This window comes from Streptococcus oralis (assembly GCF_965111685.1).
GTDB lineage: Bacteria > Bacillota > Bacilli > Lactobacillales > Streptococcaceae > Streptococcus > Streptococcus oralis_B.
Window position 1 is genome coordinate 465,194 of record NZ_OZ217340.1, and the last position, 23,316, is coordinate 488,509.

The window sequence follows — 23,316 nt, forward strand, 5'->3', positions numbered from 1 at the left end:
ATAAGATGGTGAGGCAAAGATGACGATTCGTTTTGAAGAAAAGGTAAGTATAGAAAATGCTCAACTTGTATGCCAATGGTCCAACTCCCTTGGCAAATCCTTTCAAGAACAATGGATGGGAACAATGATTCCTTTTCCCTTGACCATTCAAGTCTTGCAAGATTTGGAAGGAATTTTTTCAATCTTTGATGGACAAGAGTTTGTGGGGCTTATCCAGAAAATCAGGCTAGAAGACAGGAATCTTCATATCGGGAGATTTTTTATCAATCCCCAGAAACAGGGGCAAGGCTTAGGTAGCCAGGCTTTAAGGAAATTTGTTAGTTTGGTCTTTGAAAATGAAAACATAGATACTATTTCTCTAAATGTCTACGAGGCAAATCAAACAGCTCACAAGCTTTACCAAAAAGAAGGATTTGAAATCGTTCAAATGGTTGAAGTACCTATACGAAAATACATAATGAAAAAGGGTAGGTAGCAGTCACTTGAGTCAGAGTCCCAAGGATTTTCAAGGATAAGGCAGTTACCTTTCAAAGTTGGAAACAAAATTTCTATGATTTCTTAGATAGAGGAGATAAACATGTCGAGATGTAGAAAAATACGAATCTTGCTCGCTTCTGTACTTGCCTTAGTTGTTGGTATCAATCTTTATTTTCAGTATCAAAGCCACCAAGAACGGTTCCAACTAAAGGCTTCCTTTGAAGAACAGGACAATATAGCTGTCTTACAACATTTAATGGATTCAGGAAAATATGCGTCTGACATGCGAAAAGCAGGTTATATTGTTCCCCCTGACGGTGCCATCCGCTTGGATGGAGGAATTGACTCCATAGGGATAAAAGGAGACATCGATTTGAAAATGTTGAATCCTAGTAGGGATGAAGTCTCGGTTTTATTTGAAACAATGGTAAATGAGGAACAAATAAATGCCTACTATATTTTAGACAATCAATTAACCCTAAAACGTAGTTACTATTCTCATATTAGTAATCAGAAAAAAGAAAGTGTGAACATTTCTCAAGCCGAAGAAGAACGCCTGTTAAAGATTATTCGAAAAGAGTTGAAAGCTTTTCTAAATAAGATGTATCAGACTTTGTATGGTTGAGGTTACTAGTGAGAAATGAACGCGAGACCTTGTTCAGGATGTGAACGATTATAAGAAAGGGGGGACAAGAATGTTTACAGAATTGCTCTTTATTGTCTCTTCTGTGTTACTTTTACTTTTGTTTAAAAGTAGGCGCTCACGAATCTTTATAGGAGTCTTGTATAGTTTGCTGCTAGTTTGGTTTATCTTTTCAGTTTTGAACTATGGCAAATACACTCTTCAAGCAGGTCAATCCGTCAATTTAAGAGTAAATCCCAGAACACAAGATTTGGAATACTATTCAATCTTCATCTTGAAGAAAAACGATTCAAGCAGAATTAAATCAACTGGCTCTGGTGTTTGGAGTGAGAGAAACAGCGATGTTTACTATGAAGTAGAGGGACAAAAAATTATAAAAAACCATGGTTTGGACGAGGAGGACGAAGAACTTCCAAACAGCCAACCAGATATTTATTTAGTAAAAGATGGAGTTGTTGTGAGTTACCAAGGTGAAAAAGTGTTTGATGCCACCTATAACAAGCCCTACACGATTACCATTACCAACGTAGACAACCAACCAGCCCAATTTGAAGCTCAGGTGGTGGATAAATAAGCACGTCTAGTAGTGTGCAACCTTTTAAATTTTCTTTCTTTAAAAGGGAGATATTATTTTAAACAAGCAAAAAAAGCCCTGAAACCAGAGCTTTTCCTGTTGACAATACCTTTTAGCGAAAATTGGGAAGCGTGTTTAGAATCCGATCTACAAAAAAAGAGGACATTTGCGATCCTCTTTTTGACTACTATAGATAAAAAGGTCAATTAACGTTTAGGCTTATTTTTCGTCTTTGTGAAGCATGTTTTTAACACCTTCAATAGCACCTTCAACAGCATCTTTAGCATCTTCAGCAACCTCTTTTACTTTAGAAACAACTTTTTCAGCTGTTCCTTCTTTTTCCATTTTTTCATCGCCGATCATTTTGCCGACACCTTCTTTAATGGAACCTTTTGCTTGGTTAAATTTTTCTTCTGTTGACATGATTCTGCCTCCTTTAAATTGATTAATTTAGACCAGATGAATTAGTGTACGCGAGCTTTTTCATTTGTTTCGCCCTTAACGGCTTCAACACCTTCGCCTACTTTTTCTTGAACAGTAGCGACACCTGAACCGATACCAGATTTTACTTTTTCAAATTGTTCTGAAGCAAATTCTCCTGTTGAAGAAGCCACGTCAGTTACTCGGTCTTGAAGGCTAACTGAATCTGCTTCATGCTGTTCCTTCGTTTTGATGTCAACAACATTCACATTGACTTCAACAACTTCTAGATCAGTCATTTTTGTAACTTGTGATACGACAACATCTTTGATTTCTTTGTACAAAGCAGGGACATTCTTTTGGTATTCAACAACAACGTTCAAGTCAACTGCGACTTGTTCTTTCCCAACTTCAACATTGACACCATGAGTGACATTATCTGTATTGATAATTTTTTCTGTTAGATTAGAGAAGAATCCTCCATCAACATCCAAAAGTCCAGGTACTTTTTCAAGTGAAAGACCAATGATTTTTTGGATTACTTTATCTTCATAAGTGAGTTCCCCTTTAACATCTTGTTTAACATCTTGAGAAACAACAGCAACATCTTTTTTTTCTACATTTTTATCTACGTTTGACATACGAGACTCCTTTATTTATTTAAATATTTTTCCTTAACATAGTATCCAGCAAATGCTCCTAAGGCTCCACAAATTAGTACAAATAGTGTTTTGAAAAAGCCAAAGGATAAGATAAAGCAAGCGAGAATGACACCTACTAGACCTGCAATAATTGGATACTGATATTTTTTAAACCATTCCATTTTTACTTCCTTACTTTACACGACTAACAGTCTTTTTGGTCGTTTTTCGAGGTTCATATTCTTTAACTTTAACTTCAAGTTTTACCTCACGTTCAATACCAAAGAACTGCTTTAATCCATGAGTTATTTCATTCTGAATGACTAGACATCGGTTTGAGATGTTGTCTGAAGGAAGAATTTTCCCTTCTACAGTAACGAAACATTTATTTTTGCGGCTATTTACATGGACCGTTGGTTCTTTGATCAACTGATGATCAATGACCAAACATCGAACAAAGCCTTCGATAGCTGAGTTTTTTAGTTTTAATGTATCTTCTTGAGTTTCTAATTGAATCTCTAGATATTGTTTAGGATAAAAGAGTATCACTAACATTGAAATTAAAACTAAAACAGAAAGGACAAGTGTCCCCCAAAAGACATATCTAGCAATCAGGAATTCAGCGTAGAGTTCTCTCCAACTGAATAAGTGGATTCCTAAATCACTGACCTGATGATAATCTATGAGAATAGGAAGGAAAATAGTCAAGATTAAGATACAGAAAATAAGTAACAATATTTTCTTTGATTTTGACATATTAAATCCTTTCAATTGAAAAGCTTTAAACCATAATTTTGCCCGTCTAGAGTATTCAAAATTATGGTTTATCACTTTTAATTTCTTATTAGGTAGAGCTTATTTTCTACCAAATAGATATGAAACTACGGCAACAACAATTACTGCACCTACGATTGATGGAATAATAGCCATTCCAGCCAATGAAGGTCCCCAGCTTCCTAGAAGTGATTGACCTACAGACGAACCGACAAGACCTGCAATGATATTCGCAATCAATCCCATTGAACCACCTTTTTTAGTGATTGCACCTGCGATGAGACCAATAAGACCTCCAACAATAATGGACCACAACATAGTGTATCCTCCTTTTCTATTTCTAAATCAAAGAATCATTTTCAGAAAATTAATTTCTTTGATATCATTTATTATATAACATTTAAATATGGAAAGGTAATAATTTGTCTTGAATTACGTATTATAAAAATACACCGAAGGTACAAATAAATAAGAAAATACTGGTGCTGCTGAGTTTCTAAGTGATTATACTAGTCTTTTGATGACAAGCAAAAGTCGTTGTAAAAGGATAAATGCACTCTATATGGTATAATTGTGCATGAAGATTGATAGGCAATCGTTTAGTTTATTATAAAGAGAGAAAAGCTGTTCATGAGAGATTTATTATCGAAAAAAAGTCACAGACAATTAGAATTATTAGAATTACTATTTGAAAACAAACGCTGGTTTCATATTTCAGAACTAGCAGATTTATTGCACTGTGCAGAACGATCTGTAAAAGATGACTTATCCCATGTCAGATCTTCTTTTCCTGACTTGCTATTTCATTCCTCGACAAATGGTATCCGTATCATTAATACTGACGATAGTGATATTGAAATGGTCTATCATCATTTTTTTAAGCATTCAACTAACTTTTCAATATTAGAATTTATCTTCTTTAATGAAGGATGTGATAAACAGAATATTTGCAAAGAGTTTTATATCAGTTCTTCCTCTCTTTACCGTATCATCAGTCATATTAATAAAATTATTAAGAAGCAATATCGTTTTGAAATTAGCCTCAATCCAGTTCGAATCACTGGAAATGAAATCGATATCCGTTACTTTTTTGCCCAGTATTTTTCAGAGAAATATTATTTCCTTGAATGGCCTTTTGAAAATTTTTCTCAAGAACCCTTGTCTCAATTATTGGAATTAGTCTATAAAGCAACTTCTTTCCCGATGAATTTATCAACTCACAGAATGTTAAAATTGCTTCTGGTTACAAATTTATATCGCATAAAGTTTGGACATTTCCTGGAAGTAGAGAGAGATTCTTTTAATAATCAATTGTTGGAATCGTTCATGCAGGCAGAAGAAATCGAAGAGATTGTAGCGAGCTTTGATTCTGAATATCATATCTCTCTAAATAAAGAAGTGATCGGTCAACTGTTTGCATCCTATTTTCAAAAAATGTTTTTCTTAGATGAAGAAGTATTTCTGAACCATGCAAAAACAGACAGCTATGTAAAAAAATCGTATCAGTTATTGGGCAATCTAGTAGACCAGGTATCAAGAGAGTATAATCTCCAAGTAGACAATAGAGACAATCTGATTTGGCATCTGCACAATACAGCACATCTGCATCGCCAGGAATTATCGACAGAGTTTATCCTATTTGATCAAAAAGGCAATACAATCAAAAACTTTCAAAATATTTTCCCTCGATTTGTTTCAGAGGTGAAGGAAGGGATTGAACACTATCTAGAGGCTTTGGATATGGATCGTAATTCAATGAAAGTCAATCACTTGACCTATACTTTTATTACCCATAGCAAACACTTGGTGCTAAATCTTTTACAAAATCAACCTAAATTAAAGGTTTTGGTCATGAGTAATTTTGATCAGTATCATGCAAAATCAGTAGCCGAGACACTTGCTTACTATTGCAGTAACAATTTTGAACTGGAGGTCTGGAGTGAATTAGAGTTGTCCATTGATGCTCTAAAAGAATCACCTTACGACATCATTATTTCTAATTTTATAATTCCTCCTATTGAAAATAAGAGACTGATCTATTCCAATAATGTCAATACAGTCGCTCTCATCTCTTTGCTTAACGCAATGATGTTTATTCGATTAGACGAGTAACTAAGAATAACAAAAAACGCTAGATAGCGTTTTTTGTTTTATAAGGAAAGAATTTCATCTATATTAGACTCAGAATAACCTAAAAATCTTGTCATTTCTTAGTTCAAAACAAACAAAAAAGCCTTGAGATCAAGGCTTTTTCCTGTTGTTTATATGCCCCCTGCATGGATTTGTAAGAACTTTTCATATTGAAAATAAACAAAAATGTTGAAATATAGCTGATTTTAGGGAAATACTTTTAGGTGTTTTCAATGTCAGGATTTAAAAATGGGGCAAAAGTGGGGCAAAAACGAATGACTCGTATTTTGTTTGAAAACCTATAATACCTAATGATTATGCTATTCTAGATATATAGTTTTGTTATAAATAAATGTCAGTGCGAGATCAAATTGGAGGATAAAATGGAAAAACAAATTAATGAAAAAAAAGCCTTGGTTCCCAAAGCTTTTTTTATGTTATAAACTCATTAAAATAACTCCCAGTTAGATTTGGAATATTTTTTATTCTGTGTCATATAAAAATAAATAAAATGAATGGTTATAGCTAGAGCTAAAATGGTTGTTATACTCACTACTATTATAGGATTAGAAGCAAAGATTAAAGAGAGAATCAAGGCAGCCAGATAGAGTGTCGCTTGGACACAGTAGTAACTTTTCGAATAGCGTAGATAGTGTTTGTTATGGGGCCCATTTACTAGGACAGCAGCTTGAAAGAGGCCAAATCCGATATAAGAGAAGCTGGTTGCAAAGAGACGATTAGCTTCAGGATTCAGAAGAAAACTCATCGATACAGTCATCATCATAAGCCCAATGAAAATAGGATAGTGACTGTAAATTAGAAATAGCCCCTTTTGATTAGATTTTTCATCAATAGCATGGTCGAATTGACCAAAATAAAACAAGAACAGAGAAATCATAATAATGAAATAAAGAACCGAATAAATCGAGAAATTCTCGATTGTAAAGAAGTTAGCTAGCTCCGTAATCATCTCTCCAAACATAATAATGACAAGAAGGGAGATGCGCTCGATTAAATGGGGGAGATTTACCTGGTAATGCTTATCTTTATTAAGCAAGATACTTGGCATAATAAATGTTAGCAGAATACTAGCAAATAAGATATAGACTCTAAGGTAAATAGGAAGAAGAGCTGCTAAATAGACTCCTAAACTTCCTAGACCTGTTATCCATAGAAAACCTTTGATACTTTCCCGATTAACATCATCGGTTGATTTTCTAAAAAATTCAACCAAATATTGAAAAAATAAGGTAAGGGTTAATGTACCAATAGCCCAACAGAGATAATGAAAATATTGTTGCCAATCAGGTCCAATCATATTGGCTATAAAGAGTAAAATTCCCATTTTGATAAACATGATTACTATGTTAAATAAAGAGTTCTTTCCATAGCGATTGGTATAATCGGTTTGAATCATCCAGGAATCGATGAGAACCAAAGAAGCAATGAAAAAATCAAGGAAAGAATTCCAAGTCAAAATACCGTTATGAAGATGGTCAATTAAAGTAGTTACTTTTGAAATTGCAAAAACAAAAACTAAGTCATAAAAAAGTTCTGAAAATTCTACACGTTTATGTTTAATAAGAGTTGTCATCTTAAGACCTTTCTATTTTAGAAGTACAATTTATTATAACAGAAAATGGTAATGAGAGAAAAGGATATGCTTAAATAACTTTATGTGGCGCGAATTGTCAAAACCTTGGAGCACATTTACCTCACGTACCAGCTTACAGGCGGAGTGTTTGATGATTGATAATGAAGAATAAGATTATACAATAGAAAAGCGAGGATATCCTCGCTTTTTTTATTTAATCTAATAGCTCCTTATTTTCAATTAAGAGCTCTAGTGGAGATTTATCTCTTGCTTCAATAAAACCAGGTTCATATTGGGTATGAAGTGTTCTTTTCTGAGAAGTTAGATCAATATACAACTCTTTACCATCTTCTGTGTATAGTTGGTTGCCTCTTGTTAGGTAAAGTAAATCCTCTAAGTACTGTCCATCAGTATGTAGGAAATGCTCGATGTATTTGACAGCTTTTAAGATTTCACTTACTTTATCAGAGTATTCATTAGATTCAAGAACACTCTTTTCTAACTCAATCTCTTTACTAGTTCCAAATAGTTGGGTTGGAGTTGCATTAAAATATTCTGCTATCTTATCCAAATTTGCAAAGGTAGGATAGCTTTTTTGTTTTTCGTAGAGGAGCAAAAGAATTTTTTTACACACAAAATATATCTTGAGCATCTGTTGATGGGACATAAGTAGGGAGGACACAAAAAAAAGCCCTGATTCCAAGGCTTTTCCTGTTGTATTTAGATGCCCCCTGCATGAATTTGTATGAAATTTTCATATTGAAAGTAATCAAAAATATTGAAATATAGATGATTTTCGGAAGGTACTTTTAGGTATTTTCAATGTCATGATTTAAAAATGGGGCAAAAGTGGGGCAAAAACGAATGACTCACATTTGGTTAGAAAACCTATAATACCTATATATGTTGACCCTCGTAGCCAGACGAACCATAACTCTATAAGCTTTGATTCAGGAGACCAGTGTACCTATGATAAATCATCAGTGCCTATTATTAGAGAATATAGAAAAGTCATGTAAATTAGCTACAAATTTACATGACTAACATAAAAAGCGAACAAACAGAAGTTTAAGTGCCAGAAAACTCCGTTTGGTCGCTTTTTTATTAATTTAAACCATTTATTTAAATAGCTTAATAGTAAAGATTTTCAAAAATCGAAATCTTTTTACCTCAGTCTCTTCAGTCTGTTAATTTTTTTTCGAAAATTTCTCTTTAATATTAGCTTTCAATTTATCAAATTTTTCACGACGAGCTTCTTTTTTATCCGCAATTAAGCGAGCTTTAGCTTGATGCTCTAAATCTTCTTGAATTTTGAGAGCTGACTCTATCTCTGCCGCAACAGTAGCGACATCCCATCTAGCAATGTCAACCTGATACTTTTCAAAAATAGCATTTAAAACAGATTCATCATTTTCTTGTACAAGTGCAATAATAGCTACTTCGCCATTAGTCAACTTTTTACTAACGGTTGTAATTAATGCCGAATTGATCAATTCTTTGTCTGAACCAACGGAGGCGCCAATTGCTCCACCAGTAGCAAAACCAAAGAGAACACCTAGTGGTCCACCTAAAATTCCGATTAAACTACCAATTAATCCGCCTTCGAAATAATCATCTCCTAGGGAATTCATCAAATCAAAGCTATCTTTGACGTTAACAACACCATTTTCAGCTTTTACAATTGAAGCCTGAGCTAATTTGGTATTTTCAGTTTGAACAAACTGTTTTAATTCTGAAAAGGCCTGAAAGGCTTCACTTTCAATATGAAAAATTGAGACAACAACATTTTCCATGGGCTTACACTCCTTTATTACTTTATAGAGATAGAATAAAATCTCCTATATTGTTTAATAGTACAAAATACTGCTATACAAGGCGAATTATAGCATACAATAATCTTTTATACAATATACAATATATTACAAAAAGATTAAATTTTTATTTAAAAACTTATATTCTATAAATTAGGCAATTTTAAAATTTTGATTAAAAAGAAAGATTTAGATAGAGCTGTTGGTAGACTTAGGAAATTTTAAGAACATGCATTAGTTAAATTAAATGGTTCTTTTCAATTAAGTTTTAACTTCTATCTGGTAAGTAAAAGGAAAAATAATACCCGTGGTGCTAGTTAAACTCAAAATACAAGAAAAGCCTAAAAGGACTATACTGTAAGTGACAAAACAAAACAGGAGGATAGTCCAAATGAGCCACTTACATTAGTCCTGTGAAATACAGAACTAAATCCTTCACTTAAATTACTTGTCTAACTTTTTGGGGTCAGTACAAACAGTGCTTTTTTTGTTGAAATCGCAAAGAATCTAAGCTTTCTTTTTGCAGATAACATTCGCTCTTTTATTTTCGGTATGATTGAGTCGATGCCCCGTTCTCGACCGGTTATTATTGCAACTTATCGAATGCTAGAGCACTATGCCATCACTTTTTGGAAGAATACTTGGAGCAATTCTACGCAGAATGGAATGCGAAAAAGTGATAATTAAAGAGACGAAAAAGCTGAGAATATGATTTCCCAGCTTTTTTGAATGCGATAGAAATAGCAACTAGACTATTTACGAAAGACCTCAATAATGTAGGTGAAGCCAGTAACTAAAAATGCAAAGGCAATGACATAAACGACAAAGACACCTGTAGCCACTGGATTGAACAGAATCACTAGACCTAGTAAAAATGCAAGCAAGGCTACCCACGTGATATTGCTACCAATAACAGGGAAAATCAATCCTAAACGATTGCCTTTAAAGAAAGCAATAATGGCTTCTACAATTAACCAAATTCCTACAATGGTCGGAATGACGACCGGCAGGGTCACAAAGCCATAAGCAACGAGGTAAAGAGCTAAGAGAAGACTAACAAATCCTTGGAAAAGATAAACAGGTGAGCGAAGCTCTTTTGGTGCAGAGAAATAGCCTAAAATAGCTGCTATAGAAGAAACCAGTAAACCAAATGCAATCCACCAGCTGTAAGCAACAAGATTAGCTACTGGGTTTGTAAATAGGAAAAGTCCTAAAAGGACAAAAACAACTCCTGCAAGGAATAGCAGTAAACGATTTGAAAATTTCATTTCAATACCCCCTATATAGTATAGTATAGTTTGATAATTAGACTATTGTACTTATTTTTATAGAAAATGTCAATAAAATAAATAAACAATTTGGAAGTTTCAGTCTGATTCATGAAAAGAAAATCAGTTTTTATCATTTTGAAAATAAAAAGAGAAGATAAAATTTGTCTTCTCTACATGAAAATATTGTATGGCATCAAAGCAAAAGTAACTGGCTTTACACTATTTGTTAAGATGTAATTTGATTCAAAAAGAAAAGATAGATTTAAATGTAGGGCAAATCAGTTATAGACAAACAAAAAAGCCTTGATTTTCAAGGCTTTTTCCTGTTGATTTAGATGCCCCCTGCAGGGCTCGAACCTGCGACCCATAGATTAAGAGTCTACTGCTCTACCAACTGAGCTAAGAAGGCAAATAAAAAGCTGTATTGGTGCCGAAACTTCACGGTTTGTATTGAACCCGCGCAATTAAGCAGGTGGGCAACTCGCTCTAACTGAAGCTGTTTCCGTGTGAGACGGCCTACATGCTGTTAGAAGACTTTTGTTTCCCTAATAATACAAAAAATAGTCGGTCAACACTTAAGTGTGAAGTCGTACACCACAGCGTTTCTATGTTTATATGATACCACTTTTTCAAAAAAAATCAAGAGGAAAATGCAATTATTTGAAAAGGATTTCACAAATCCCGTAATTTATCAATGGTTTCCTTGCGTTGAGCCAGGGCCCGTTCGTATTTTCCACTATCTTCTGGAGAAAAGTAGTGATGGTCACGGATTTTTTCTGGTAGGTATTCTTGCTTGACCCAGTGACCAGGATAATTATGTGGATAGAGATAATTTTGGGCGTTACCTAGTTCCTTGCTACCGCTATAATGTCCATCTCGCAAGTGACGTGGAATCGGCAGATGTCCCGATGTTTTAAGGTCAGACAAGGCCTTATCCATAGCCACATATGCTGAGTTAGACTTAGGTGAAAGTGCCAGATCAATGACGACATTAGCAATGAGGATGCGGGCTTCTGGGAAACCAATCCTTTGTGCAGCATCTAGAGCAGTTACGGTATGGATTTGAGCCTCAGGATTGGCCAAGCCGATATCTTCATAAGCAATCACAGTTAAACGACGAGCGAGGCTAGGCAGATCTCCAGCTTCAATCAAGCGGGCTGCGTAGTGGAGACTGGCATCCACATCCGAGCCGCGGATGGATTTTTGCAGGGCAGAAAGGGCATCATAGTGACCGTCCCCATCCTTGTCCATGGTAATGTAACTCCTCTGTAAGCTATTTTCCATGATATCAAGAGTGATATGGCGGATGCCCTTGTCATTCTCGGGGGTAGAGAGAACAGCCAGATCCAGAGAGTTAAAGGCAGAACGGAGGTCACCATTAGTAGATGTTGCGATAAAATCAAGGGTCTCATCATCCAACTCCACTGGGAAGTCAAAACCTCGTTCAGGATTAGTGAGAGCAATCTGAATCGCTCCTTTGACATCTTGATTGGACAAGGGTTCCAATTCAAAAATCTGAACACGGCTGCGAATAGCAGGAGTGACAGAAAAGAAGGGATTTTCAGTCGTTGCGCCAATCATGATAACCAGACCACTTTCCAAAAGTGGCAGAAGAAAGTCTTGCTTGGTCTTATCAAGACGATGAATCTCGTCCAGTAACAGAACTAATCCTCCAGAGAATTTAGCTTCTTCTGCGATTTCTTGCAGTCGCTTTTTACTATCCACTGTCGCGTTAAAGGTCCGAAAGGCATACTTGGTCGTTCCAGCGATGGCTGAGGCGATACTGGTCTTGCCGATTCCTGGAGGTCCGTAGAGAATCATGGAGGATAGGCGGTTGGCCTCCACCATGCGACGGATGATTTTTCCAGGTCCGACCAGATGCTCCTGACCGATTACCTGGTCGATGGTTTTAGGGCGCATGCGAAGCGCGAGATTGTCTGGCATAGCAGTCCTTTCTAACATGGATTTTCTGATGTATATGTGGTAAGATGGTAGTATCTATTTTAGCATATTTCCGAGCAATCGGGGCGATTAAAGAATCGCATAGAAAGAGGACAAAATGGCAACATACGGATTTTTAGATGTTTTACAGGAAGAGTTGGACAAGAACTTTCCCTTTGACTATGAGATTAGCTGGGATAAGCGCAACCACGCGGTTGAAGTGAGTTTTCTTCTAGAAGCGCAAAATGCTGCTGGTGTAGAGATGGTGGATGAGGACGGAGAAGTTTCGTCAGACGACATTCTCTTTGAAGAAGCGGTACTCTTTTACAACCCTGCTAAGTCAACTGTCAATGAGGAAGACTATTTGACAGTTATACCTTATCTGCCAAAGAAAGGATTTTCTCGTGAATTTTTAAACTATTTTGCTCTATTCCTCAAAGACACTGCAGAGGTTGGGCTGGATACGCTCATGGACTTTTTGGAAGACTCAGAAGCAGAAGAGTTCGTCATGGAATGGAACCAAGAAGTCTTTGAAGAGGGGAAAGTCGGCTTGGAAGAGGGAGGGTTTTATCCTTATCCGAGATACTAGAGACTAGGGAAGAAAGTATATGAAGAAAATAGTCTTGTCTTGTATTTCTGGTCTGTCCTTTGTTTTTTTGATGCTAGGATTTGCTTTTGGGACAATTGCCTTTAAAGAGTTAGACTTTTCGTTTGTCTTTGTTCCAGGCTACCTATTTACTTTTTTCAGTATTTATCTGATATTTATCCTTCATGAGCTGGGTCATGCAGTCTGCGGTTACCTGACAGGCTATCGACTAGTGGCTTTTGGACTAGGGAATTTTCTTTTGACCAAAAAGTCAGGCAAGTTTTCTCTTAGTCGAACAGCTGTTCTGAAAAACGTTGGTGCTCAGTATATTGGTTTGAAGGAAGATGAAAGCGATCGAAGAATCATCCTGATGCTTGCAGGAGGCTTGATGGTTCATCTTGGTTTGATGTTATTGGCGATATTGTATGGAGTTTTGACAAGAAGCTGGTATTTTGCGACTACTTGGATTTGTCTAAATCTATCTTTTCTTCTCATCAATGCAAAGCCAGTTGGGATTACCGATGGAGCGAAAATCTGGGAATTGCTACAACACCCTGAAAATACCAAATACGCCTACTCAGTGTTGAGGCATTCTGCCCAGACCTTGCTAGCTCCTCAAGAATATGATTTGAAAGACTTTATCATTCCTGTTGCTGAGGATGCGAAAGGGAGTTTTGCAGAAAGCATTCAGATTTTTCAGGGACTGGTTTTAATATTCGATAATCAGATAGAGGCTGCCAAAAAACACTTTCAGTCTTTATTAGATAGAACTGATAATCCGATGTCTCAAACTCTTTCTCAATTATACCTTCTTCAAATTGCCTTGCTGGAAGGAGATCATGAGAAAGCGGAGCAATATGCAAGTATTCGAAGCGTTAAATCCTTTTTGTCTCTAAAAATGACAGATACGCAGATAATGCAAGCCTGGTATCAATTTCTGGTAAAGAAAGATATGGATCAGACTGAAAAGGCTATAAAAATTGCTAGACAAAACCTGGGAACTAGCCGCTTGGTGCGAGATGAGAAACGTTATTATGAAAACTGGTTAGAGGAGTTGGAGAAGGCATTAGCCGAAGAGGTCTAATATGGAAATAGAACTTTCTGATTTCACTGGTTGCAAAATTGCCCTCTTTTGTGAGGATAGGATTTTAACTATCTTACGCGATGATAAGCCCAGCATCCCTTGGCCCAATATGTGGGAGTTACCAGGTGGTGGCCGTGAAGGGGATGAAAGTCCTTTCGAGTGCGTGGCGCGTGAAATTTACGAAGAACTAGGAATTCATCTGACTGAGGACTGTCTGCTTTGGAGTAAGGTGTACCCAAGTATGCTTTTTGAGGGGAAGGAATCCATCTTTCTAGTTGGCAAGTTAAGGCAGGAACAGTTTGATAGTATCGTCTTTGGTGATGAAGGACAGGGCTACAAGTTGATGAGCATTGAGGAGTTTCTTGGCTCAGATAAGGTTGTACCTCAGTTGCAGGATAGAGTGAGGGATTATTTGGAGGAAATGAAGTGGTTTATATAATTGGAACAACGACGTTAAATAAAAAAGTTAAACGCAGACTAGAAACTGGGCAATACTCTAAGGAAGAAGCTACATTCATCTATATGGAATATTTAAAGTTAAAAAAACAAAGGGAAGGTGGCACTAAAGTAGCAGGGATTTCTATGGCCCTTATCTGGGGGTTGCTGTATGTTCTGTCTTTACAAGGTGAGAATAATCAAACACTTTCATTTTCAGAATATTTTTTGTTTTTGATACTGTTTGAAGGAATTGTTCTATTTGTTTATTATCTTACGTTTGGTATTTTTAAACAGCAGATTCATAGCGCAATGAAAGAACACTATACAGATGTGATTGAAGAATTTAAGAAAAATAAGGAAGATTCAAAATGGAAATATGGCAAGAGTTAAAAGTTACAGTGAAGCGTGAGGGGGAGGAGCTGGTCTCTAATCTCTTGATTGAGCTAGGAGCGCAAGGTGTTGCGATCGAGGACAGTATGGACTATGTGGGAAATGTGGATCGATTTGGTGAGATATTCCCTGAAGTCGAGCAGCAAGAAGAAATCGTGGTGACAGCCTACTATCCTGATACGGTTGATGTGGCAGTGGTTGAGGCGGATTTGCAGGCTCGTCTAGCAGAATTGACAGACTTTATGGATTTGGGTGAGGTCAAGACGGGGACGACTGCCTTGGCTGAGGAAGACTGGGCAGACAACTGGAAGAAATATTACGAGCCCGCCCGCATCACTCATGACTTGACCATTGTGCCGTCTTGGACGGACTATGAGGCGACTACGGGAGAAAAGATTATCAAGCTAGATCCTGGTATGGCCTTCGGGACAGGAACCCATCCGACGACCAAGATGAGTCTCTTTGCCTTGGAGCAGGTTCTTCGTGGTGGCGAAACAGTGATCGATGTGGGAACTGGTTCAGGGGTTCTCTCTATTGCCAGCTCGCTGCTTGGTGCTAAGGAAATCTTTGCCTATGACCTCGATGACGTGGCGGTTCGAGTCGCTCAGGAGAATATTGAGCTCAATCCAGGTATGGAAAACATCCATGTAGCGCCAGGCGATTTGCTTAAGGGTGTTGAGATTGAGGCAGATGTCATCGTGGCCAATATCTTGGCGGATATCCTCATTCATCTGACGGACGATGCTTATCGTTTGGTCAAGGACGAAGGCTACCTGATCATGAGTGGCATTATCAAGGACAAGTGGGACATGGTGCGAGAGTCAGCTGAGTCGGCTGGATTTTTCCTCGAAACTCACATGATTCAAGGGGAATGGAATGCTTGTGTCTTTAAGAAAACCAAGGATATTTCAGGTGTGATTGGAGGCTAGCATGCAGCAGTATTTTGTCAAGGGTAATGCTACCTCGCCAGTCACCATTGAGGACAAGGAAACCAGCAAGCATATGTTTCAGGTTATGCGCTTGAAAGAAGGTGATGAGATTACTTTGGTCTTTGATGATGGAATTAAGCGCTTGGCGCGCGTGTTGGATGTGGAAACTCGTCAGTTTGAGTTGGTTCAAGAATTGGCTGACAATGTGGAACTACCTGTCCAAGTGACCATCGCATCCGGCTTTCCCAAGGGAGATAAGCTGGAATTCATCACTCAAAAAGTGACCGAACTGGGTGCTAGCCAAATCTGGGCCTTTCCAGCTGATTGGTCGGTCGCCAAGTGGGATGGCAAGAAATTGGGCAAAAAGGTTGAAAAACTAGAAAAAATCGCCCTTGGAGCAGCCGAGCAAAGCAAACGAAATCTGGTGCCGAGTGTCAAACTTTTTGAGAAAAAAGCAGATTTTCTAGCCCAGCTGGACCAGTTTGACTCAATTGTGGTGGCTTATGAAGAATCAGCAAAAGAGGGAGAAGCCGCTGCGCTTCTGCAAGCAGTCACTGGTCTTGAAAAAGGAGCCAAATTACTCTTTATCTTTGGCCCAGAAGGCGGTCTCTCACCAGCAGAAATCGAAAGTTTTGAAACTAAAGGAGCCGTCTTGGCAGGCCTTGGTCCTCGGATTTTGCGAGCAGAAACAGCACCGCTTTACGCCTTATCAGCCCTTAGCGTATTATTAGAATTAGAGAAATAAGAGGAAGAAAATGGAACAAAAACACCGTTCAGAATTTCCCGAAAAGGAACTTTGGGATTTAACAGCCCTATACCAAGACCGTGAGGATTTCTTGCGAGCAATCGAAAAGACTCGCGAAGATATCACCCAATTTAGCCGTGACTACAAGGGCAATCTTCACACTTTTGAGGATTTTGAGAAGGCCTTTGCGGAATTGGAGCAAATCTATATCCAGATGAGCCATATCGGCAATTATGCTTTTATGCCTCAGACGACAGACTATAGCAATGAAGAATTTGCCAATATCGCCCAAGCTGGAATGGAATTTGAAACAGATGCCAGTGTAGCCTTGACCTTCTTTGACGACGCCTTGGTGGCAGCAGACGAGGAAGTCTTGGACCGTTTGGGTGAATTGCCTCACTTGACGGCAGCTATTCGTCAGGCCAAAATCAAAAAAGCCCACTATCTTGGGGCAGATGTGGAGAAGGCCTTGACCAATCTCGGTGAAGTTTTCTATAGTCCACAGGATATCTACACTAAGATGCGAGCTGGGGACTTTGAAATGGCTGACTTTGAAGCCCATGGAAAAACCTACAAAAATAGCTTTGTGACCTATGAAAATTTCTACCAAAACCACGAGGACGCTGAGGTTCGTGAGAAATCCTTCCGTTCCTTCTCAGATGGACTACGTAAGCACCAAAATACAGCTGCAGCAACTTATCTAGCTCAAGTCAAGTCGGAAAAACTCTTGGCTGATATGAAGGGCTATGACTCAGTTTTTGACTATCTTCTGGCTGAGCAAGAAGTGGACCGTGCCATGTTTGATCGTCAGATCGACCTCATTATGCAAGAATTTGCGCCAGTTGCTCAGAGGTACCTCAAGCATGTTGCCAAGGTCAATGGTCTTGAAAAGATGACCTTCGCAGACTGGAAATTGGACTTGGATAGCGCCCTTAATCCTGAAGTGACTATTGACGATGCCTATGATTTGGTCATGAAGTCAGTAGAACCTTTGGGACAAGAATATTGTCAGGAAATTGCTCGCTATCAAGAAGAACGTTGGGTGGACTTCGCTGCCAATAGTGGCAAGGATTCTGGGGGATATGCAACGGATCCATATCGTGTGCATCCTTATGTCCTTATGAGCTGGACAGGTCGTTTGAGTGATGTCTATACCTTGATTCATGAAATCGGGCATTCTGGTCAATTTATCTTTTCTGACAATCATCAGAGTTACTTCAATGCCCACATGTCGACCTATTATGTTGAAGCGCCGTCAACCTTCAATGAATTGCTTCTCAGTGACTACTTGGAGCACCAGTCTGACGATCCGCGTCAAAAACGTTTTGCCCTTGCTCACCGCTTGACAGACACCTACTTCCATAATTTCATCACCCACCTCTTGGAAGCAGCCTTCCAGCGTAAGGTTTATACATTGATTGAAGAGGGCGAAACCTTCGGAGCAAGCAAACTTAACAGCATTATGAAGGAAGTTTTGACGGATTTCTGGGGAGATGCCATTAAAATTGACGATGATGCGGCTTTGACTTGGATGCGTCAAGCTCACTACTATATGGGCTTGTATAGTTACACCTACTCAGCTGGACTAGTCATCTCGACAGCGGGTTACCTTCATCTGAAACATTCAGAAACTGGAGCCGAAGACTGGCTCAATCTCCTCAAATCAGGTGGTAGCAAGACACCACTTGAATCAGCCATGATTATCGGAGCCGATATCTCCACGGACAAACCACTCCGTGATACCATCAAGTTCTTGTCAGACACAGTTGACCAGATTATCGCATACAGTTCTGAATTGGGCGAGTAAAGATTGGACAGAGTTTTAGGAGAATAATATGAATAGAATCAAAAAATGGCTAGAGCAAGACCCCAAAAGAATGCATTTTATCAAAATTGGTCTAGTTTTGTTGGGAATCATTTTATTGATTGCTTTGCCCACTCTCTATCTTGTATTGAGCGGAGTTGGTATTTGGTATTTTGTAAAGAAATCGCCAGATATTCGAAAAAGAAATTTAATGATCGGGCTTTTCATTGTCAGTTTTGTTGCAGTTGCTCTTCAAACTCCGACAGTCACAAAGAAAATCTCATCTTCTCAATCAGAAACTAAACAGACTGCGACATCTACTACCTCGACAGCTTCAACCACGAATACTTCATCTAGTATAGAGGAAGCAAAACGAATCGAAGAAGAGAAAAAAGCTAAAGAAAAAGCAGAAGAAGAGAGAATTGCCAAAGAAAAAGCTGCAAAGGAGTTGCAAGAAAAAGGTGAAACCTTAGTCAAACAATTGGAAGAAAGTCAAGATTCGAGTCAAGTGAAGTCTGCTAAAGAAACAGTTAATCAGATTGAAAATAATGAAAAAAAGACAGAGTTGCTTGATAGAATAGGTGCAGTTGAGTCATTAATTTCTCAAAAGGAAGAAGAAAAAAGAATTGCACGTGAAGCTGAAACAAAAGCTCAACAGCAAGATAGAATTGTCTATGTTGCAAACAATGGAAAATCAAAAGTTTATTGGTATAGTAAGGATAGAATGCCTTCAAAAACTAATAAATCCAACGTTGTTGAGATGACAGAAGCAGATGCGATTGCAGCAGGAAAAACTCCATCAAAAAAAGAATAAGAAAGAAAGTCATCTGCGGATGGCTTTTTGATAAGTTACTAGAAATGTAGAGGTATTGACCATGTATCAAGAGTTACTCAGAAAAATAGCAGAAGAAAAACCAAGTTATCATCAGGAAGAAATTCAGTGGCTGCTTGATCATTTGGGAGATCCTTCTCCAGAAATTCGAGACGAACTTGTTTTTACGAGTTTAGCTAGAGGTATTCAAGAAGAGTTGTTTACCCTTGATCAGTTTCAGTTTATCTCAGAAGAAGTCTCATCTGATGAAGGTCTATACAAAGAGATTGATAGTAGAGGGGGTTCAACTCTTAAACGTTCTTTTAGGGCGCTTATTTATGCAAATCTATTGTCTGCGGATGGTAACGAGCACTCTATTTTCTATAAAGGATTAAAAGCTGATGTAAGAAATGCTATGCTATCTCAAGGTTTGTATTACCTCAAAAAAGAAAAGGATACAACAGGTTTTTCAAGTCAGTATGGTTGGGTTCACGCTTTTGCTCATGGAGCGGATCTCTTGACGGAAGTAGTATGTCATCCAGATTTTCCTAAAAATAGAGCTCATGAAGTTTTTGATGTACTTGACCAACTATTTAAAAGAATTACCATCCGTTTTACAAATGACGAGGATTGGCGTCTAGCGAGAGTACTTTATGAACCCATTTTGCAAGGGAAATTAGAGCAAGAACAAGTAGCTTCTTGGATAAAAACTGTTGACTTTCCGATAGAAGAGAGGGAAGATTTTTATAAATTTTCCAACTTCAGATCCTGTCTGTTGGAAGCCTATATCCAACTTGACCAGAGAAATAGTTTAAAAGATGGCTTAAAAGAAGTCATTCAATCTTTTCAATACTAGAGATTAGCTAGTCATTTTATGATTTTCAAAGAACTTTCCAGTCACTTTTCTTGAAACTCTTTCCTTCTTTTGATAGACTAATACATAGTTTGAAAAAAAGGAGATTTATCATGAAAAAATTTGTTGCTGAATTAATCGGTACATTTATGCTTGTGTTCATCGGAACAGGAGCCGTTGTTTTTGGAAATGGTCTTAATGGCCTTGGACACCTTGGAATTGCTTTTGCCTTTGGTTTGGCAATTGTGGTTGCAGCTTTCTCAATTGGAACTGTTTCAGGTGCTCACTTGAACCCAGCGGTTTCAATCGCTATGTTTGTAAACAAACGTTTGTCATCTTCAGAACTTGTAAACTACATCCTTGGACAAGTAGTTGGAGCTTTCCTTGCGTCAGCTACAGTATTCTTCCTCTTGTCTAACTCAGGCATGTCGACTGCTAGTCTTGGTGAAAATGCCTTGGCAAACGGTGTCACTGTCTTTGGTGGATTCTTGTTTGAAGTCATCGCAACTTTCTTGTTTGTCTTGGTTATCATGACTGTAACATCAGCAAGCAAAGGTAATGGTGCAATCGCTGGTTTGGTGATTGGTTTGTCATTGACAGCCTTAATCCTTGTAGGCTTGAACATCACTGGACTTTCAGTTAACCCAGCTCGTAGCTTGGCACCAGCTGTCTTTGTAGGTGGCGTGGCCCTTCAACAAGTATGGATTTTCATCCTTGCCCCAATCGTTGGTGGTATTCTTGCTGCTCTTGTTGCGAAAAACTTCCTTGGAACAGAAGAATAATTGAAATTAAAAAAGCCTTGCTCCTCAGTTTGAGGAACAGGGCTTTTTCGTATGATACTCTTCGAAAATCTCTTCAAACCACGTCAGCTTCGCCTTGCCGTAGATATGGTTACTGACTTCGTCAGTTCTATCCACAACCTCAAAACAGTATTTTGAGCTGACTTCGTCAGTCTTATCTATAACCTCAAAGTAGTGCTTTGAGCAAACTGCGGCTAGCTTCCTAGTCTGCTCTTTGATTTTCATTGAGTATGAGTTTAGCGGTTGTCAATTTTCTCTGGATAAAGGTCGTGTTGGAAGAGGCGTTGTTCTGCTAAGCCTTCATACTTAGTTCCAGGTCTACCGTAGTTGTAGTAAGGGTCGATTGAGATGCCACCGCGTGGAGTGAATTTTCCCCATACCTCCAAATAGCGAGGGTCTAGTAGATTGACCAAATCTTTCCCGATAGTGTTGATACAGTTTTCGTGAAAATCCCCATGGTTTCGATAGCTAAAGAGGTAGAGTTTGAGGGATTTTGACTCGACACAGAGCTTGTCAGGAATGTAGGAAATATAAATGGTCGCAAAGTCTGGTTGAGCAGTGATAGGGCACAGCGAGGTAAATTCAGGACAGTTGAATTTGATGAAATAGTCATTTTCCACATGACGATTGTCAAAAGATTCGAGGACTTCTGGTTGATAGTCAAAAATGTAGTTGGTTTCTTTGTTGCCTAGTAGGCTTAGGTTTTTCATTTCTTCTTGTTGTGACATGATTTTTTCTTTCTAATTTAAACACCACGTTGGTTATCGTAGAGGAGGGTGTGCAGTTGAGGGAGGACGCGGACATTGCCCCAGCTATCATCAGTGGCGATGCGTTCCCAGAGTTCTTTGAGGCGGTCCAGTTGGTCTTGGACAATATTGCCTGTAGCCTTGGGCTCAGGATTTCCTGCTGATAAGAAGAGGACATCTGGTTGGTAGCGTTCTTGAATCCCTTTAGCAAAGGCCAAATCGGCATCATCAAAGACAGGGATTTTAAAGGTGACCTTGTCTGGATCTAGTTGGGAAACGATAAAGTCTAAGGTTTCGAAGTTGACTTCCATCTTGGATGAAGGAGGCTTGGGGCTCAGAGTGACCTGGTCGATGTCTTTTAACCAATTTTGCCAGCGAGAACCTTGAGTCTCAACAGCCAGAGTGACACCACGTTCTTTGAGCTTGGTGACCAGTTGAGCCATGTTAGCTGCTAGGATAGCAGGATTTCCCCCAGATAGGGTAACGTAGTCGTAGCTTCCTAGTTTGTCTAAGGCAGCAATGACTTCGTCAGCGGTCATGCGAGTTGGTTTTTCAGAACCATCCCAAGTAAAGGCAGAGTCGCACCAGTCGCAGTGGTAGTCGCAACCAGCAGTGCGGACAAACATGGTTTTCTGCCCAATAGCACGGCCTTCACCTTGAAAGGTTGGGCCGAAAATTTCCAGAACTGGTAGTTTGAGGACACGTTCCCTAGTCATCTAACCACTCCCGTCTAAACTCCGCAAAGGCAGTCGGAGTTTCATAGAGGCGAACGTATTCCAAACGGAGACCGCGCTCGTCAGGCAACTCTTGACTCATGGTTTGGAAAATCCAGTAAACCATATTTTCAGCAGTCGTGTTCATATAAGGCAGAGTTTCATTGAGATAGCGATGATCCAAATGGGGCTCTAAGTAGTTCTTGTAGATGGCTTTGATATCTCCGAAATCGTAGGTCATGCCCCGTTCATCTAAAAATCCACTGACAGCGATTTGTAAATGATAAGTGTGGCCGTGCAGGGACTTGCATTTTCCCTCATAGTGAAATAGGTGGTGGGCAGCATCAAAGGTAAATTCTTTTGATACCAAGGTTCTGTGAGGATTGTAGACCAGAGACTCGCCAGTTTCTTGTTTGATTTCTTTGGGTGCAAAAAACATTAGCCCTCTCCTTTCTGTGAGAGATAAACATCTAAACCATGTTGACGTAAGTGACAAGCTGGGCAATCCCCACAGCCACTTCCGATAATCCCATTGTAGCAGGTCAAAGTCTTTTCACGAACATAGTCAAAGGCACCGAGTCGGTCGGCTAACTCCCAAGTTTCAGCCTTGTCTAGCCACATGAGAGGTGTTTGGATAACAAAGTCGTAATCCATGGCAAGGTTAAGCGTAACATTAAGGGATTTGACAAAGACATCCCGGCAGTCAGGGTAGCCTGAAAAATCTGTCTCGCAGACACCTGTCACGATATCTTTAATACCACGTTGCTTGGCTAGAACTGCCGCAAAGGATAGAAAGAGGTGGTTGCGACCATCAACAAAGGTATTGGGAACCTCTCCCTCTTTTTGCTCAATCTCCAAATCAGAGGTTAAGGCATTTTCAGTGATTTGTCCCAGAAGAGACATATCTAAGATGTGATGACGAATGCCTTGTTCCTTAGCGATTTCTCTAGCAACTTGAATTTCGAGATGATGACGTTGGCCGTAGGCAAAGGTGACGGCTTCGACTGTTTCATAGTGTTCTTTAGCCCAAAAGAGGCAGGTTGTGGAATCTTGACCGCCGCTAAAGACGACCAAGGCTGAATGACGTTTCATAGTACTCCTTCTAAAATGGGAAATGTTCAGAGCACGCAAAAAGCTCCCT

General features: G+C 38.7%; 28 protein-coding genes and 1 tRNA gene. 14 read left to right on the forward strand and 15 right to left on the reverse strand.

Going from position 1 to position 23,316, the window contains the following annotated elements; all coding sequences use genetic code 11:
- The first annotated feature begins 19 nt into the window (after nt 1-19).
- The 3 genes from ACLV7H_RS02600 (at nt 20) to ACLV7H_RS02610 (ending at nt 1,694) form a co-directional block, all read left to right on the forward strand.
- Nucleotides 20-475, forward strand: a complete 456-nt coding sequence (locus ACLV7H_RS02600) for a GNAT family N-acetyltransferase (protein WP_411866271.1) — start codon at nt 20-22, stop codon at nt 473-475.
- Between the two features lie 102 nt (nt 476-577).
- The gene (locus tag ACLV7H_RS02605) at nt 578-1,102 is read left to right on the forward strand and encodes a thiol-disulfide isomerase (RefSeq protein ID WP_411866272.1); all 525 of its coding nucleotides are present in this window, start codon (nt 578-580) and stop codon (nt 1,100-1,102) included.
- A gap of 70 nt (nt 1,103-1,172) precedes the next feature.
- Nucleotides 1,173-1,694 carry a hypothetical protein gene (locus tag ACLV7H_RS02610; protein ID WP_411866273.1) on the forward strand — a complete coding sequence of 174 codons (522 nt, stop codon included), beginning with the start codon at nt 1,173-1,175 and terminating at the stop codon, nt 1,692-1,694.
- A gap of 219 nt (nt 1,695-1,913) precedes the next feature.
- On the opposite strand, the gene ACLV7H_RS02615 is transcribed toward ACLV7H_RS02610, so the two are convergent.
- The 5 genes from ACLV7H_RS02615 to ACLV7H_RS02635 form a co-directional block, all read right to left on the reverse strand.
- On the reverse strand, nt 1,914-2,117 hold the full coding sequence (locus ACLV7H_RS02615) for a CsbD family protein (protein WP_045592539.1): 204 nt from the start codon (nt 2,115-2,117) through the stop codon (nt 1,914-1,916).
- A gap of 41 nt (nt 2,118-2,158) precedes the next feature.
- The gene (locus tag ACLV7H_RS02620) at nt 2,159-2,755 is read right to left on the reverse strand and encodes an Asp23/Gls24 family envelope stress response protein (RefSeq protein WP_049484660.1); all 597 of its coding nucleotides are present in this window, start codon (nt 2,753-2,755) and stop codon (nt 2,159-2,161) included.
- A gap of 11 nt (nt 2,756-2,766) precedes the next feature.
- Nucleotides 2,767-2,937, reverse strand: coding sequence for a DUF2273 domain-containing protein (locus tag ACLV7H_RS02625; RefSeq protein WP_000454669.1), 171 nt, complete (start codon nt 2,935-2,937; stop codon nt 2,767-2,769).
- Nucleotides 2,938-2,947: 10 nt separating this feature from the next.
- Entirely contained in the window at nt 2,948-3,511 is a 564-nt protein-coding gene (amaP, locus tag ACLV7H_RS02630) for an alkaline shock response membrane anchor protein AmaP (protein ID WP_049484704.1), read from the reverse strand.
- Between the two features lie 99 nt (nt 3,512-3,610).
- Complete coding sequence (locus tag ACLV7H_RS02635; protein WP_045592533.1) at nt 3,611-3,847, reverse strand: GlsB/YeaQ/YmgE family stress response membrane protein; 237 nt, start codon at nt 3,845-3,847, stop codon at nt 3,611-3,613.
- A 312-nt stretch (nt 3,848-4,159) separates the two neighbouring features.
- Between ACLV7H_RS02635 and ACLV7H_RS02640 the strand changes: the two genes are divergently transcribed.
- Complete coding sequence (locus ACLV7H_RS02640; protein ID WP_411866274.1) at nt 4,160-5,641, forward strand: M protein trans-acting positive regulator PRD domain-containing protein; 1,482 nt, start codon at nt 4,160-4,162, stop codon at nt 5,639-5,641.
- Between the two features lie 466 nt (nt 5,642-6,107).
- Here ACLV7H_RS02640 and ACLV7H_RS02645 read toward each other — a convergent pair whose 3' ends face one another.
- From ACLV7H_RS02645 to ACLV7H_RS02670, 6 genes are all read right to left on the reverse strand, one after another.
- Nucleotides 6,108-7,253 (reverse strand): low temperature requirement protein A, encoded by a 1,146-nt coding sequence (locus tag ACLV7H_RS02645; protein ID WP_411866275.1) that lies wholly within the window; start codon nt 7,251-7,253, stop codon nt 6,108-6,110.
- 214 nt (nt 7,254-7,467) lie between these two features.
- The gene (locus tag ACLV7H_RS02650) at nt 7,468-7,920 is read right to left on the reverse strand and encodes an XRE family transcriptional regulator (RefSeq protein ID WP_411867066.1); all 453 of its coding nucleotides are present in this window, start codon (nt 7,918-7,920) and stop codon (nt 7,468-7,470) included.
- A 520-nt stretch (nt 7,921-8,440) separates the two neighbouring features.
- On the reverse strand, nt 8,441-9,046 hold the full coding sequence (locus ACLV7H_RS02655) for a DUF1269 domain-containing protein (protein WP_061597013.1): 606 nt from the start codon (nt 9,044-9,046) through the stop codon (nt 8,441-8,443).
- A gap of 770 nt (nt 9,047-9,816) precedes the next feature.
- Nucleotides 9,817-10,332: a DUF308 domain-containing protein gene (locus ACLV7H_RS02660; RefSeq protein ID WP_411866276.1), complete on the reverse strand. Its 516-nt coding sequence runs from the start codon at nt 10,330-10,332 to the stop codon at nt 9,817-9,819.
- A 339-nt stretch (nt 10,333-10,671) separates the two neighbouring features.
- Nucleotides 10,672-10,744: transfer RNA gene (locus tag ACLV7H_RS02665), tRNA-Lys, on the reverse strand.
- A 263-nt stretch (nt 10,745-11,007) separates the two neighbouring features.
- Nucleotides 11,008-12,279 carry a replication-associated recombination protein A gene (locus ACLV7H_RS02670; protein ID WP_411866277.1) on the reverse strand — a complete coding sequence of 424 codons (1,272 nt, stop codon included), beginning with the start codon at nt 12,277-12,279 and terminating at the stop codon, nt 11,008-11,010.
- A 115-nt stretch (nt 12,280-12,394) separates the two neighbouring features.
- Here ACLV7H_RS02670 and ACLV7H_RS02675 point away from each other — a divergent pair, with 115 nt between their 5' ends.
- From ACLV7H_RS02675 to ACLV7H_RS02720, 10 genes are all read left to right on the forward strand, one after another.
- Nucleotides 12,395-12,865 (forward strand): DUF3013 family protein, encoded by a 471-nt coding sequence (locus ACLV7H_RS02675; RefSeq protein ID WP_411866278.1) that lies wholly within the window; start codon nt 12,395-12,397, stop codon nt 12,863-12,865.
- A gap of 19 nt (nt 12,866-12,884) precedes the next feature.
- On the forward strand, nt 12,885-13,946 hold the full coding sequence (locus tag ACLV7H_RS02680; RefSeq protein WP_411866279.1) for a site-2 protease family protein: 1,062 nt from the start codon (nt 12,885-12,887) through the stop codon (nt 13,944-13,946).
- 1 nt (nt 13,947) lies between these two features.
- Entirely contained in the window at nt 13,948-14,385 is a 438-nt protein-coding gene (locus ACLV7H_RS02685; RefSeq protein WP_411866280.1) for an NUDIX hydrolase, read from the forward strand.
- Complete coding sequence (locus ACLV7H_RS02690) at nt 14,373-14,774, forward strand: hypothetical protein (protein ID WP_411866281.1); 402 nt, start codon at nt 14,373-14,375, stop codon at nt 14,772-14,774. Before ACLV7H_RS02685 ends, ACLV7H_RS02690 begins: the two co-directional genes overlap by 13 nt.
- Complete coding sequence (gene prmA / locus ACLV7H_RS02695) at nt 14,753-15,703, forward strand: 50S ribosomal protein L11 methyltransferase (protein ID WP_411866282.1); 951 nt, start codon at nt 14,753-14,755, stop codon at nt 15,701-15,703. Before ACLV7H_RS02690 ends, prmA begins: the two co-directional genes overlap by 22 nt.
- A 1-nt stretch (nt 15,704) precedes the next feature.
- Entirely contained in the window at nt 15,705-16,448 is a 744-nt protein-coding gene (locus ACLV7H_RS02700) for a 16S rRNA (uracil(1498)-N(3))-methyltransferase (RefSeq protein WP_411866283.1), read from the forward strand.
- Nucleotides 16,449-16,458: 10 nt separating this feature from the next.
- The gene (gene pepF / locus ACLV7H_RS02705; protein ID WP_411866284.1) at nt 16,459-18,255 is read left to right on the forward strand and encodes an oligoendopeptidase F; all 1,797 of its coding nucleotides are present in this window, start codon (nt 16,459-16,461) and stop codon (nt 18,253-18,255) included.
- Nucleotides 18,256-18,283: 28 nt separating this feature from the next.
- Nucleotides 18,284-19,066, forward strand: a complete 783-nt coding sequence (locus ACLV7H_RS02710; protein WP_411866285.1) for a deoxyribonuclease — start codon at nt 18,284-18,286, stop codon at nt 19,064-19,066.
- 61 nt (nt 19,067-19,127) lie between these two features.
- Nucleotides 19,128-19,919, forward strand: coding sequence for a DUF2785 domain-containing protein (locus ACLV7H_RS02715; RefSeq protein WP_411866286.1), 792 nt, complete (start codon nt 19,128-19,130; stop codon nt 19,917-19,919).
- Nucleotides 19,920-20,029: 110 nt separating this feature from the next.
- Nucleotides 20,030-20,698 (forward strand): MIP/aquaporin family protein, encoded by a 669-nt coding sequence (locus ACLV7H_RS02720; RefSeq protein ID WP_411866287.1) that lies wholly within the window; start codon nt 20,030-20,032, stop codon nt 20,696-20,698.
- Nucleotides 20,699-20,952: 254 nt separating this feature from the next.
- Here the strand turns inward: ACLV7H_RS02720 and queF are convergent, their stop codons facing one another.
- Genes queF through queC form a run of 4 tightly spaced genes read right to left on the reverse strand, consistent with a single transcriptional unit; the run spans nt 20,953 to nt 23,267 of the window.
- On the reverse strand, nt 20,953-21,444 hold the full coding sequence (gene queF / locus ACLV7H_RS02725; protein WP_000082582.1) for a preQ(1) synthase: 492 nt from the start codon (nt 21,442-21,444) through the stop codon (nt 20,953-20,955).
- A gap of 17 nt (nt 21,445-21,461) precedes the next feature.
- The gene (gene queE / locus ACLV7H_RS02730) at nt 21,462-22,178 is read right to left on the reverse strand and encodes a 7-carboxy-7-deazaguanine synthase QueE (RefSeq protein WP_411866288.1); all 717 of its coding nucleotides are present in this window, start codon (nt 22,176-22,178) and stop codon (nt 21,462-21,464) included.
- On the reverse strand, nt 22,171-22,614 hold the full coding sequence (gene queD, locus ACLV7H_RS02735; RefSeq protein WP_000464575.1) for a 6-carboxytetrahydropterin synthase QueD: 444 nt from the start codon (nt 22,612-22,614) through the stop codon (nt 22,171-22,173). The genes queE and queD overlap by 8 nt, the downstream gene beginning before the upstream one ends.
- The gene (gene queC / locus ACLV7H_RS02740) at nt 22,614-23,267 is read right to left on the reverse strand and encodes a 7-cyano-7-deazaguanine synthase QueC (RefSeq protein WP_000820630.1); all 654 of its coding nucleotides are present in this window, start codon (nt 23,265-23,267) and stop codon (nt 22,614-22,616) included. Before queC ends, queD begins: the two co-directional genes overlap by 1 nt.
- Nucleotides 23,268-23,316 lie beyond the last annotated feature (49 nt).